Here is a 12,571-nt window from a genome sequence, read left to right on the forward strand (position 1 = left end):
GCGCAATGAAATGCGATAGGGCAGACGTGTCTAGAATGACGCTAAAGCATTGCGAATATTGAATTTCAACACAGGCATGGGCTAGAATAATGGCTGTGAATCGTTAGAAACGACGTAGTAGATAGCGCAGGTGGCCTCTTCAAAGCGCGCGTTCTCACATGCTCTGAAACCTATACTCACAGGGCAATGCTGGTCTGGGTGCGTGTACCTGAAGGCCTGAGCGCCGGACCATTTTCACTACTAGCACTGCTAGTTCACTAGCAGTCCAATCAAGAGCTTGAACCGTAGCAACCGTGAAGTTGCCCACATGGTGGTAGCGCGATTTGATATAATTGTTCTCAGTGTCGATTAGTGCAAGTATTTTGAGGTCGTCATCGTCATTCAAGCCTAACCCTTGTTCGTTGCAGGCTTTAGCGAGCTTCACAAAGCCATGTCCTAATGATCGTAGCTGGGCTTCCGTCTTCCCTGCCGAGATCAAAGCTGCCTTCATGTAGAGCTCAATGCAATGATAATATAAATAGCGTGTTGGATCGCCTGCCCAGCCGCCGACGCCTTTCAGGTCACGGGCCAGCACCTGCGCTCCGACGCGATAGGCTTCAGCTTTGTTAATGTATCCAATTGGAGTACTTGAGGAGAACAGCTCACCCATTGAACGCCTTCACGCGGCTAAGGAATCAACACGCGTCACAAACTTATTCCATTGTCTCCCAACCTCATTCCGTTTGACCGGGGCGAAACGGTAGATCCAATCAGGATGCACATAGAGGCCATCAGACCTAATTGCGATTGGCTGTGATAAAAGTGACTCTGGAATATTTACATGAGGGTTCTCCAATGCAAAGTCAGCACCAGTTATGCGCTGAGTAAGCAAAGGGGCTATATTGCGATAGATGGTTTGTTTGGGACTATGTAGGCGCACTTGGAAAGGGTCAATCTCCGCCGGAAGGCCATGACTGTTGTATGCTTTGAAAAGTTTCTCCGCCAACTTTAAAGGTCCAGCATAGTCAAACATGCTGGTGATCAGCACCAAAAAAAACTGCTCAAGCTCTTCGTCGTAAGCCCAAAATGCGCATTCTGGCTTCATGCCGAGATGCTCAAGAGCGTCTACATACTTATGCCCGCATTCTAGGAGCGCCTTGTCAAGGCTGTGCGTATCCATGTGACCACTCCTTTCTCACCGAATGCTGCATCGGCCATTGCGCGGGCGGTTTTTCGAGGCATAGGGGCCGGATCGTAATATTGTGATCGATCCGCTTGTAGAATGACAAGCCACGATGGAGCCTGCGCGTCCGTCGACTTTACCTTGATGCCAGCCTTGTCCTTGAGAAGCCTAAGGTTGTGGCTGAATAAATCGGGCCTTGTTTTTATGTCAGGTGGCTGATTGAAGCGCTCAATATACCAGATATATGCTTTCAATGCGCATTCGACCGCCATCACGGCGTGGAAATAGCCCATCCGCGCACTCTTTTTGTCTTCGCTAAGCTTGCGAGCCGCCTGCTCATGCTGGCTCACAAGAGCTAGCCAACCTTCAACATCCACAGGGTCTGCCACGAACTATCTCCTAGCAGATAATTGGACAGTCCATGGACGAAGAGTCAACGGCATTCGCATTGAACGACCTGATTATGGTTCAATTGAGCTCAAGAGATTAAGAAATTATTCGGCTGTGCTGAATTAACCCTGTTTGCTGATTAATGGATGCTGGCGTGGCGGCTTCGCCGATCACGGAACGAACGGAAAACGTATCGTGGGAAACTGGTGGGACTTTCTGTTCTGCATCGCGCATTTTGGCCCCTTCTGTTCCATTTCCCAAAGAAAATTCGCGAAGGGGGCTTGCGCCTAAAACATTGGTCCTATAGGGATCTCGCCGTGTCGGAGCGTAGCGCAGCCCGGTAGCGCACTTGACTGGGGGTCAAGGGGTCGTGGGTTCGAATCCCGCCGCTCCGACCATCTAACTTCTTGATATCCCTGTCATCTCTTTCGTGCCTATCGATCATTGCCACGCCTTCAAGCGGAACATAAGAGATCCAAAAATCCGGTTTGAATGCGGAATGTCCCGGAAAATCCCCGGAACACTCTGGCTTGGATGATCGCAAGGCCACATCGGGAATTGTCCGCACGAACGGCTAGTTGGGCAGGGCCGTGGCCGGAAAGCGGCGATATCCCCACTGGCGTTGAATCGAGATTGCGCATGTCGCATTGGCATCGAGCGCGACATTGATGGTGGCGGCGATATAGCCCGTGCTTGTCGAATCGCTATAAGGCGTTTCGATTTCGGTTTTCAGGCTCAGATGATAGGCATCGGTCGGGCCCGGACCCTGGCCCCTCTGGCCATACATGGCCCAGCAATCTTTCGAACCCTTGTTGGTGTTGATTTGCATGTTGCCGTAGACATGCGCGCCTGCGCTATTGGCTTCCACGTCCACCTCAAGCCCCGTTTCGAGATTGTCGTTCACCGTCCAGTACGATGTCGGTCAGGCTCGGCGCGGTGATGGCCCTGACGACCCGGCGCACATGACCGTTCACCGGATCGAGAATGTCGACCTCATAGGCTTCCCTTTCCTCGCCGAGCGGCACGTCGGCCTGATCCCAGCTATCGCCGCCGATCCGCGTTCGCCTGATCCAGGACAGGCGCCAGTCACCGTTTGATAGCTGGATCGATCGCAGATGAACCGGCGCGAGCGGGCGCCTTGCCTTGCCCCGCAGCGTCACGGTCTGCGCGACATAATCGTCGCCGCCAAGAGAGCTTCCCGCCGGCCCGGCCCGCCAGTTGAGCGCCAGGCCGAGCATGTCGGCCGAGATGCCGGTCTGGCCCAGCGCCGTGTTCGCAACGATCACGCGCGCGCCGGCCGGTACAGGATCGCCCATGGCATCGGCGAATTGCAGCAATTCCCATTCGCCATCCTGATTCTCGACGAGCAGGGCATTTGCGCCGCCGAAGACGACAGTGTCCGAATGAGAGGCCAGCGTGCCGCGCACAAGCCCTGACCGACAGGCTGTTGCCGCGATCCCAGCGCCAGAGCGGGCCGGCATGAAGCGGCGCGGTGGTGACACCCATCGTCGCCGCCATGGTGAGGACGCCATCGAGGACAAAGCCCGATTCGCCAGGCGTCCGGTAAAGCGCGATCTCCTTGCGCAAAGGCAGCATGACGCCGCCGACATAGGCGGCATGATCGCGGTCGCCATCCTGCAACAGCGGTCCATCGATGAAGACGGCCTTTGCTTCCAGGTGGCGGGTGCGCACAGGCACCTTGCCAAGCGAGTGGCTGATGGCGAGCGGCGCGAAAGCCAGCGGCTCGACCCACGCCCCCTCCATCATGCGCGCCGTGCCATCCGTCACGTCGGTGAGCCGCACGAGCTTGCGCGTCGGCACGAATTGCACGACATCCGAAGGCTCAAGCCGCAACAGGCTTGGCGGCAGTGCGAAACGGATGCGCTCGCGCGCCGCGCTTTCCGGCATCATAGCGCCGGCGCGAATTGACCCAGGGCGCGTTGCGCTGTTCATGCCCCGAGGCAAGCGCCACGATGTCCGCCTTGCGCTCCGGGCCACCGGAGGCGCCGAGCGAAATATCGGCCGGAAAGCGTATGTCGTGGACGGTCATTTTGACTTGTCTTTAAAAGCTCGCGCCGTGAATGCTCGGCGGATGGCGAAAGGCCGTCCGTTCTTTCACGCCTAGCAGCGATGCCATCAAAGCAAACACTTCAGTCATGTACGACGACAGCGAACAGAAGCATGGCACGGCTGAATTGTGCGATGCGCGGGATAAGTCTCCGAATTGCGCATTTACTGATTTTTAACCGCCCACCTCCAGAAATTGAATTCTATTCTGATTTGGAGATTGGAATTGCCATTTTCCCGCGCACTTGCTCCTAGCATCCCTCTGGATGAAGCTCCTGATTTGCGGTCGCTGCCCGTGCGGAGGCACGTGGTGTCGCATCCGTTTATTGAAAGACTGCGTGCAGCCGTCCCGTTTGATTTCTTCGCAGTGACAGGCCTGGATTTCGATGGCTACCGGTTCGGAAGCGGACATTCGATCGACACCGATGTTCCACCAGCTTTTCTCGATGCCTATTACGGCGATGACCTCCTGAAAACCGACCCTTTTGTGATAGCCTCCATGCACACAAACAAGGTTGTCATTGAAGAGGAAGTCTACGCGAAGACGCCTCCGCCTCAGCGCTTGCAATATCTTGCCAGGACTTTTGGGGTTCTTAACCGCACTCTGTTTCCGATCAGGCGGGGCGAGGTAGGGTTCGGCGCAGTGACCTTCTCACGTGCGACGCCTTTCTCCAGTGAAGAAATCGAGTTTCTGGGTGAAGTCGCGGAGACCACGCACCGCGTCCTGACGCGACCAATCATGGAAAGGTTCTCTGCGCAGACCCTGAAGCTGATCGAGGGCGAGATCACCTGTTTGAAATTCGCCAGCCTGGGCAAAACGACGGACGAGATCGCCGCGGTGAGCGGCTACACACCTGATACCGTCAACAGCTATATGAAGACCGCTATCCGGAAGCTCAAGGCTGAAAACCGCGTTCACGCGATCGCCGAGGCAATCCGTAGAGGACTTGTCACGTAGCCGACAATCTATCCGAATGCGACTGCAAAAAGAGCTGCCGTTATAAGGCGGCCCTTTTGCGTTCTAGTGATTGGTCACTAGTTAGTAACGGGGAAAAGGAGTGCTTATTTAGCTATTCCTCACCTGCTTGCATTGTCTTTAAGACCTTTTTTAGAAGTCGCTCCCAAAACTGGGGGTGTCGGGAGAGCATGAGAGAGATGTCAACCTGGCTTAACCAAAGCAAATTGCCGCGGCGCCGGTGCGAACCATCCAGCCCAGGCCCTCGGCAGACATGGAGCGTGTTGTGGGTGTTATGTCTTTTGGTTTCTCGTCCGATGCGAGTGCCGTGCTCGCCGCAATGAGCAGGTCTCAGGCGATCATCGAATTTGATCTCACTGGCAAAATTCTGTCCGCCAACGCGAATTTTTGTGCCGCGATCGGCTATGAGCTGAGCGAAATCGTCGGGCAGCATCACAGGATGTTTGTCGATCCGACCGAGGCCTCGAGCACGGAATACCGCCAGTTCTGGCGCGATCTTGCAGACGGGAAATTTGACAAACGCCAATACAGGCGCATCGGGAAAGGCGGTCAAGAAATATGGATCGAGGCTTCCTACAACCCGGTGTTCAAGCGCGGCAAACCCTACAAAGTGGTGAAATTCGCGACCGATATCACTGCGATAAAGCTTAAAAGCGCCGACGACGCCGGAAAGCTGGACGCCCTGTCACGGGCTTCGGCCGTGATCGAGTTCACGCCTGCAGGCGAGATTTTGACGGCCAACGAGAACTTTCTCAGCACGCTTGGATACCAGCTGGCTGAAATCAAGGGCAAGCATCACTCTATGTTCTGCGACCCTACCTACACCAACAGCGAGGACTACCGCCGCTTTTGGACAAGATTGGCAGGGGGCGAGTTCATAGCCGATGAGTTCATGCGCCTTGGGAAGAACGGAAAGAAGGTCTACATCCAAGCCTCATACAACCCGATCTTCGATATGAAGGGCAAGGTCTTCAAGGTCGTCAAGTTCGCAACCGACGTCACGAAGCGCGTTGAAAACGTCGACCAGCTTGCCTCCGCGCTGCGAGGACTTGCCGAAGGTGATCTTACCCAGAAACTCGGCATGCCCTTCCTGCCGACATTGGAAAAGCTTCGAACGGATTTCAACGGCGCTGCGTCTAAACTCCTGTCTGCCATGGAGACGGTGTCGCAGAATGCCAGTGCGATCGCCGCTGCATCGCAGGAAATCAGAGCAGCCTCCGATGATCTTTCACGCCGCACCGAGCAGCAGGCTGCTTCCGTCGAGGAGACGGCCGCCGCCCTGGAGGAGATCACGACGACCGTATCCGATTCCAGCACGCGGGCTCGGGAGGCTGGCCAACTCGTCCGCAAGACGAAGGAGAGCGCCGACCGCTCCGGCTCGGTGGTTAAGCAGGCAGTTGAAGCCATGGGTAAGATCGAGGCGTCAGCAGCTGAAATCGCCAATATCATTGGCGTGATCGACGAAATCGCGTTCCAGACGAATCTTCTCGCCTTGAATGCGGGCGTTGAAGCTGCCCGCGCCGGCGAGGCCGGCAAAGGCTTCGCGGTTGTCGCGCAGGAGGTTCGGGAGCTTGCCCAGCGCTCTGCCAAAGCGGCGAAGGAGATCAAAGATCTCATCGGTGCGTCTAACGGACATGTCAAGAATGGCGTCTCTCTCGTCGGCGAAACCGGCAAGGCATTGGAGGAGATCGTCGGGCAGGTGGTCCATGTCGACAGCAATGTCGGCGCGATCGTCGAAGCGTCCCGAGAACAAGCGACAGGTCTGAAAGAGATCAATATGGCCGTCAACACCATTGACCAAGGCACCCAGCAAAACGCTGCGATGGTCGAGGAGACATCCGCGGCCGCGCATGGTCTGGCGAAAGAAGCCGACGCCCTCTTCCACCTTTTGTCCCAGTTCAATATCGGCGAAACGCATTCCCAACGTGGGGCTCTCAAGAGTGCATCGACGACACCTTGCCCGGCGGCCAACGCGGTGCGTCAGATGACAGCCAAGGTTGTTCATGCGTTCCAGGGGAACGCGGCCTTGGCGGGCGGCGACAGTTGGAAGGAGTTCTGATGTCCACGTCACCACGAAGCCAAACGGGCAGACGGCACTGGGCATTGTCGCATTCCAACTTGGAAGACAGGCATCCTCGTGGCGAAGCGGCCCCTGAACTGATGGGGTGGATGCCCCATCAGTTCACTCCACCATGTGGCCATGGCGTCAACGCTTGGCCCCACCGACGACAGAGACGGAATACTTGCCAGCGAATAGTCGCGCACCCCGATCAGGAGAACATGGTGACCTGAGTCCCTGAACTTCCTCCAAATTTTGATAGAGTCCGTCAGGCTCTAAGCAACCCGACCCTACCGGAAAACACTGGTGGCCACCTTGTCAGCTACACCACGCTGCGGGACACGATCCTTTTCCATATGTCGATTTTCCTGTTGCCCTTTGCCTTTCTCGCCAGTGAAGCTTTTCCAGGTTTACGTCCTTCAAAAGCCGGTATCGTCTTTAGCGCAGCTTTCTCCTGCCTGATCAGGGTCGCGGTCGCGAAAACGTGATGGCTTGTCGGGAACCTCTTCGCCCTTCGTGCCATTAGCCCGCCGAGACGGCGGCGCATATGCCCGCGTTTCGCGTGACAGAGCGTGGCCGTTCCATGAGCTGCGCCAGAAGGGAGAGGCAGATGAAAAAGCTTTTGATTCTTGTTCTGTCGGCAGCTTTGTCCTTGCCGGTTGCCATGCCGACGCAGGCCATGCCGCGCGCGCCGGTTGTTGCGCCCGAGGCGTCGTCCGACGTCATCCGGGTGGACGATCATCGCCGCTGGCGACCGCATCACGGCTATAACCGCGGCTGGCGCCATGATCGGGGGGGCTGGCGCCACGATCGCGGTTGGGACCGGCGTCATCGCCATTATGGCTGGCGCCATGATCGTTCCTACCGCCATCATTATCGCGACTGGGGCGTGCCGCTCGGCGCGCTGGCTGCCGGCGCCATCATCGGCGGCGCCATTGCCGCTCCGCCCCCGCCGCGCAGGGTCTATCGCAGCGTCGGCGGCTCGCATGTCAACTGGTGCTCTGCGCGCTACCGCTCCTATCGCGCCTATGACAACAGCTACCAGCCCTATAACGGCCCCCGCCGTCAGTGCTATTCGCCTTACAGTTGAGGGCAGACCAGTGCGAAAAGGCGAGGCGGGCCGCGTATGGCCCGCCTTTCGTCGTTATGGTTGATCTGCTGAGGTGCTGACGAACGCGCGTGACAGCGCCCAGCCTTGCCGGTCAGGATCAGAGGCGGCCAAGTTCACCCTGGAGCATGACTCACCCGGCGCCAGCGGATCTCCAGCGCGAAGCAGCCCCAGAGGATACCGAACAGCAGATAGACATGGCGCCAGTGGTCTATGTCGATCACGGCGGCGATCATGATATGGCCGAGAAGCGAGATCCAGGCCACCGTCAGAAAGGGCTGCCAAGGTCGATCATAAAGCAGCAGCCTAAACCCCACCGACAGCGTCGTGATCGTCAACGAGAGATAGGCGGCAAAGCCCAGCCAGCCATAGGTCGTGAGGCACTTCAGCCAGATATTATGTTCGTCTTCCGGAAAGATCTTGCTGAATTCCAGCGGGCCGATGCCAAGCGGCTTCTCGAGCATCATGCGAAAGCCGATGCGATGGCGCTCGAACCGGCCGAGATGGCCGCCATCATATTCCTGCACCAGTTGCGAGCGGTTGGAAAAGAGATTGGCCACGCGCGGGATCTGCAGCGCCAGAGACAGCGCCAGCACCATGGCGAAAGCGCCTGCGAGCACGACCATCAGCATGCGCAGGCGAAAGGCGCCGGAGCGCTCATGGATCAGCATCACCAGCACGAGCATCGCCACGGCGAAGACATAGAGCCCCCAGCCGGCGCGCGAAAAGGAGAGGAAAACCGCCAGGCCGAGAATGAGCAGGCCGGCGGCGCGTAGTGGAAGGTCGGCCAGCCGTCCCTTCAGTGCGCCATGCAAGAGGTGCAGCGAGGGCGGCACCAGGAAGGGTGCGAAAACGTTCGGATCCTGAAACGCGCCCTTGGCACGGTCATAGAGCGTGAAGATCTCGCTATTGGGCAGAAGGTGGAAATAGCCGAAAATGCCCAGCAGCGCGGTAATCACCGCCGAAATGCTCCAGGCACGGAAGATCAGCGCGATGCGGGCCGCCCGCGCCTCGATTACGCCGGCATAGAAGATCGCGGTCAGTGCCAGGAAGCCCGAGACCGCCATATACATCGGGCCGATGCTTAAATCCGTGACCATCGTCAGCGACAGCAGGCCGCCGATCATGAAGACCAGGAGGAACGCCGCCAGAAGCGCCACCGTGCGCGATAGCCGGAAGGCGATCGGCACCCAGAGCGCGATCAGCCCGGCCATCATCAGTTCATAGGGCGCAGGTTCCACGATGACGAAGCCGGAGAGAAACACGCCCAGCCACAGGGCGCCATCGGCAAGGGTGTCGGCGTGGATGCGCAGCCGCAGTCCCTCGGAGGAGGCCACGAGGGTCAATAGGCGTTCTCCGTGTTCAGAAGCCGGATCGGCGTGAGCAGGAGGATCTTCAGGTCGAACCAAAGCGACCAGTTTTCGATGTAATAGAGGTCATGGGCCGTGCGAAAGCGGATCTTGTCGTCGCTGTCGATCTCGCCGCGCCAGCCATTGATCTGGGCCCAGCCGGTTACGCCGGGCTTCACCCGGTGACGGGCGAAATAGCTTTCGACGATCTCGACATAGGTGCGGTCGGCTGTCTGGCCGGCAACCGCATGCGGTCTCGGGCCGACCAGCGACAGATCGCCTTTGAGCACATTGAAGAGCTGGGGCAGTTCGTCGATCGAGCTTTTGCGCAGAAAGCGGCCAATCGGCGTGACGCGCGGATCGCCCCGGGTGACCGCTCTGCGTGCGCTCGGGTCGGCCTGATTTGTATACATCGACCGGAACTTCAGCACCTCGATCTCCTCATTGTTGAAGCCGTGGCGCTTCTGCTTGAAGAAGACAGGGCCGGGAGAGGAGAATTTGACGGCGATGGCGGCGGCAATCATGACAGGCCAGAACAGCATGAGCGCCAAGAGAGTGAAGGTGACGTCGAAAATCCGCTTGGCGACCGAGTCCCAGTCGGCAATCGGCTTGTCGAAGATGTCGAGCATGGCCACCTGGCCGATGTGGGAATAGTTGCGCGGCCTGAAGCGCAGATTGTTCGCATGAGCGGCCAACCGGATATCGATCGGCAGCACCCACAGCTTGCGCAACAGCGTCAGGATCCGCCGCTCGGCCGAGAGCGGCAGAGCGATGATCAGCATGTCGACGCGCGCCAGCCGGCAGAACTCGACCAGCTCGGCAAAGGTGCCGAGCTTGGGATAGCCGGCGATGATCTCGGGCGAGCGGTCGGAGCGGCGATCGTCGAAAATGCCGCAGATGCGGATGTCGCCGTCCCGCTGCGCCTCCAGCGCCCGGATGAGACCTTTTGCCGGCTCACCACCGCCGATGATGACGACGCGGCGTTCCATCTGCCCCTTGCGTGCCCAGCGCGATATGGCGGCGGAGAGCGCCACGCGGCCAAAGCAGAGCATGAGCACCCCGCCACAGAGCCAGGCTGCGAGCCAGCGCAAGGGTGGCCCCTGTTCGGAGGGCAGGAGAATAAGCGTCGGCGTTGCCAGCGCAAAGGCCAGCACCCAGGCCAGCAGCAGCCGCATGAGAGTGCGCCGCACGCCCTTCAGCGCAGGGCGCTGATAGGCATCCGCCAGCTGCAGGAACAGGACCGCCAGCAGCGCGCCGCCGGTGAAGACGGGAGCAAAGCGCAACCAGGCGGCAAGGCTGTCGCCCTCCAGAACCATGGTGGCGCCGCTGCCCACAGCCACCAGCAGCAGAAAATCCATCAGCCGCGCAAGGCCGGGAACCAGGGTCGGCCGATAGGTTTCGCTGCGAAACTGCTCGGCGATCCGCAGGGCGAAAGGGTTCAGCGTGGACGTGCCTGTGGCCGCAGGGGCGGGATGGCCGGCCGCAACGGATTGCGTTGCAGGCCGCGATCCCTCTGCGTCGGGGTTCCCGGGAAAGGAAGCTTGGGTCATCGTTTCGCGCGCAGTCTGGGTCAAGGGGCTCCGCAACACTAGCGAAGGAAGGCTAAGAAACGTTTACCTTTTTGCGCTTGTCCTGAGGAACATGCCATCAACGCGCGGCGCGCAGTTGCTGATAGAGTTCCAGCATCTGCTCCGCCATGGTGGACGCGGAAAAGCGCTGGCGGAAGCTGTCGGCGGAGGGCATGGCGCGGCCGGCCCAGCCGGGCTCGGTGATGGCCGATGTCATGATGTCGCTCAGTGCCTGCGCATCATCGGGCGGCGCCAGAGCAGGGCTTTGCTCTCCCAGGATCTCCGGCAGCCCGCCGACATTGGCAGCGATCACGGGCTTGCCCGCGGCCAGCGCCTCCAGCGCCACATAGGGCATGGATTCGGCGCGCGAGGGCAGGACCACGGCATGGGTCAGCGCGAAGGCATCGCGCGCGGCCATGGCCGGCAGCATCCGGATGCGCTCACTGAGGCCGCGTTCGAGGATCATCCGCTCATAGGCGTCGCGCTGCGGACCATCGCCGATCATCAGACCGCTCATCGGCTCGCCGAGCCGTCGCTCGGTCCGGGCGAAGGCCTCGACGAACAGGTCGGGACCTTTCAGATCCCTGAGCATGCCGATGAAGAGAAAATCCGCCGCCCCGGGCCAGGGCGGAACAGGCGTGAATTCCTGATCGGCAATGCCGTTATAGATACGGGCGAAGCGTGTGCGTGGCACGCCGACCTTCCGCTCATAGGTCCGGCGTTCATAATCGCAGACGAAGACGAGCGCATCTGTCGCCCATTCCTGCAGCCGCTCCAGGGCGAAAACGGCCCTGCCGCCGGGTTTTGCCGGATCGTAATGCAGGCTGCCGCCATGCGGCGCATAGAGCCGCACGATCTTCTGCCCGCGCAGGCGAAGCAGCGTGCCGACGGTGCGGGCGACCACGCCGCCCTTGGCGCCGTGGCCGTGGAGAATATCGGGCTTCAGCGCGCCGATCTCGCGCAGGCTGCGCCAGAGCGCGGCAATGTCGGAAAGGCTGATGGCGCGCTGGATCGGCAGGCGCACGAGCCCCAGCGCCAGCTTCGGCTTCAGCGCCTCGAACAGGGCTGCCTCGAAGTCACCGCCTGTGGTGGAGTCGCACAGCAGCCCGACCTGATGCCCAGCATCCGCATGGGCCTCGACGAGATCGCGCACATGGCGAAAAATTCCACCGACCGGCGAACGGAAGCAATGGATGATCCTGAGGGGGTCTGAGCGGGCCATCGCCTCAGAAAAGTCGCTCGCGCACATAGATCGTGTCACCGGCGATGACCGGATCGGTGATCGGCACGCTGCCGGTGATGATCTTGCCGTTGACCTTGCGGGTCACGTCGATCATCGACTGGTTGGCGCGCGGGGTAAAGCCGCCGGCGACGGCGATGGCGTTTTGAACGGTCATGCCAGGGACATAGGAATATTGCCCGGCTTGTCCAACCTCACCCATGATAAAAACCGATCTGTAGCGATCCACCTCGATCGTCACGTCCGGATCGCGCAGATAGCCGCCGCGCAGCTTGGCGGCAATGGCCTTTTCCAGCTCCGGCAAGGTCTTTCCCCGCGCGGGGATCGAGCCGACCAGCGGGAAGGCGAGATAGCCTGCCTGGTCGATTGCGTAGGAGCCTGTCAGCCCGGCCTGCTCAAAGACGGTAATGCGCAGGCGATCGCCGCTGTCGACGCGATAGGCCTGAATGGTCGCCTCGTGAAAGGCAGCCGGCGGCGGCGAATAGCTGGCGCAGCTGCTGAGCGCCAGGCAGGTGAGTGCCAGCGCGGCAGCCGCGGACCGCGCTGACGCGCGATGCTTGACGAACCTGTTGGCCATTCTCCGCCTCTTCGCTTCTCGTGATATCCGGTTTCGGCAAGCCTGTTTTCCGCGAATAGGGTTAATGGCCGATTA

Annotated in this window: 12 protein-coding genes, 1 tRNA gene and 2 pseudogenes; 4 read left to right on the forward strand and 11 right to left on the reverse strand. The window is 59.6% G+C overall.

From position 1 onward, the window contains the following. Nucleotides 1–154: 154 nt before the first annotated feature. The 3 genes from BJF92_RS25035 to BJF92_RS25040 are packed head-to-tail and all read right to left on the reverse strand — an operon-like array spanning nt 155 to nt 1,551. Entirely contained in the window at nt 155–649 is a 495-nt protein-coding gene (locus BJF92_RS25035) for a HEPN domain-containing protein (protein WP_143523925.1), read from the reverse strand. A 9-nt stretch (nt 650–658) separates the two neighbouring features. Beyond that, nucleotides 659–1,159: a hypothetical protein gene (locus BJF92_RS06180; RefSeq protein WP_075633866.1), complete on the reverse strand. Its 501-nt coding sequence runs from the start codon at nt 1,157–1,159 to the stop codon at nt 659–661. Next, the gene (locus tag BJF92_RS25040; RefSeq protein ID WP_143523926.1) at nt 1,126–1,551 is read right to left on the reverse strand and encodes a hypothetical protein; all 426 of its coding nucleotides are present in this window, start codon (nt 1,549–1,551) and stop codon (nt 1,126–1,128) included. The genes BJF92_RS06180 and BJF92_RS25040 overlap by 34 nt, the downstream gene beginning before the upstream one ends. Before the next feature lie 322 nt (nt 1,552–1,873). On the opposite strand from BJF92_RS25040, the gene BJF92_RS06185 reads away from it, so the two are divergent. Then, nucleotides 1,874–1,950, forward strand: a tRNA-Pro gene (locus BJF92_RS06185). A 176-nt stretch (nt 1,951–2,126) separates the two neighbouring features. Here BJF92_RS06185 and BJF92_RS06190 read toward each other — a convergent pair. The 4 genes and pseudogenes from BJF92_RS06190 to BJF92_RS06200 all read right to left on the reverse strand — a co-directional run. Beyond that, on the reverse strand, nt 2,127–2,456 hold the full coding sequence (locus BJF92_RS06190) for a hypothetical protein (RefSeq protein WP_143523927.1): 330 nt from the start codon (nt 2,454–2,456) through the stop codon (nt 2,127–2,129). Beyond that, nucleotides 2,428–3,033 (reverse strand): GTA baseplate fiber-binding domain-containing protein, encoded by a 606-nt coding sequence (locus BJF92_RS25960; protein WP_245294661.1) that lies wholly within the window; start codon nt 3,031–3,033, stop codon nt 2,428–2,430. Before BJF92_RS25960 ends, BJF92_RS06190 begins: the two co-directional genes overlap by 29 nt. A 358-nt stretch (nt 3,034–3,391) precedes the next feature. Continuing rightward, nucleotides 3,392–3,505, reverse strand: a pseudogene (locus BJF92_RS26415) (hypothetical protein); the annotation flags it as partial. After that, a pseudogene (locus tag BJF92_RS06200) lies at nt 3,498–3,602 on the reverse strand (DUF2460 domain-containing protein); the annotation flags it as partial. The pseudogenes BJF92_RS26415 and BJF92_RS06200, both read right to left, overlap by 8 nt. A gap of 327 nt (nt 3,603–3,929) precedes the next feature. Here BJF92_RS06200 and BJF92_RS06205 point away from each other — a divergent pair. The 3 genes from BJF92_RS06205 to BJF92_RS06215 all read left to right on the forward strand — a co-directional run bounded on the left by BJF92_RS06205 (nt 3,930) and on the right by BJF92_RS06215 (nt 7,744). Next, a complete protein-coding gene (locus BJF92_RS06205) occupies nt 3,930–4,577 on the forward strand; it encodes a helix-turn-helix transcriptional regulator (protein WP_245294662.1) in 648 nt (215 codons plus the stop codon). Nucleotides 4,578–4,869: 292 nt separating this feature from the next. Continuing rightward, nucleotides 4,870–6,654, forward strand: coding sequence for a methyl-accepting chemotaxis protein (locus tag BJF92_RS06210; RefSeq protein WP_245294672.1), 1,785 nt, complete (start codon nt 4,870–4,872; stop codon nt 6,652–6,654). Between the two features lie 610 nt (nt 6,655–7,264). Then, complete coding sequence (locus BJF92_RS06215) at nt 7,265–7,744, forward strand: BA14K family protein (RefSeq protein ID WP_075633871.1); 480 nt, start codon at nt 7,265–7,267, stop codon at nt 7,742–7,744. 134 nt (nt 7,745–7,878) lie between these two features. Here BJF92_RS06215 and BJF92_RS06220 read toward each other — a convergent pair whose 3' ends face one another. The 4 genes from BJF92_RS06220 to BJF92_RS06235 form a co-directional block, all read right to left on the reverse strand. Beyond that, nucleotides 7,879–9,108: an O-antigen ligase family protein gene (locus tag BJF92_RS06220; RefSeq protein WP_425356448.1), complete on the reverse strand. Its 1,230-nt coding sequence runs from the start codon at nt 9,106–9,108 to the stop codon at nt 7,879–7,881. After that, nucleotides 9,105–10,661 (reverse strand): undecaprenyl-phosphate glucose phosphotransferase, encoded by a 1,557-nt coding sequence (locus BJF92_RS06225; protein ID WP_078057882.1) that lies wholly within the window; start codon nt 10,659–10,661, stop codon nt 9,105–9,107. The genes BJF92_RS06220 and BJF92_RS06225 overlap by 4 nt, the downstream gene beginning before the upstream one ends. 97 nt (nt 10,662–10,758) lie before the next feature. Further along, the gene (locus BJF92_RS06230) at nt 10,759–11,901 is read right to left on the reverse strand and encodes a glycosyltransferase family 4 protein (RefSeq protein ID WP_075633873.1); all 1,143 of its coding nucleotides are present in this window, start codon (nt 11,899–11,901) and stop codon (nt 10,759–10,761) included. Between the two features lie 4 nt (nt 11,902–11,905). Then, complete coding sequence (locus tag BJF92_RS06235) at nt 11,906–12,496, reverse strand: polysaccharide biosynthesis/export family protein (RefSeq protein WP_075633874.1); 591 nt, start codon at nt 12,494–12,496, stop codon at nt 11,906–11,908. Between the last annotated feature and the right edge of the window lie 75 nt (nt 12,497–12,571).

The organism is Xaviernesmea rhizosphaerae (assembly GCF_001938945.1).
Classification (GTDB): Bacteria; Pseudomonadota; Alphaproteobacteria; order Rhizobiales; family Rhizobiaceae; genus Xaviernesmea; species Xaviernesmea rhizosphaerae.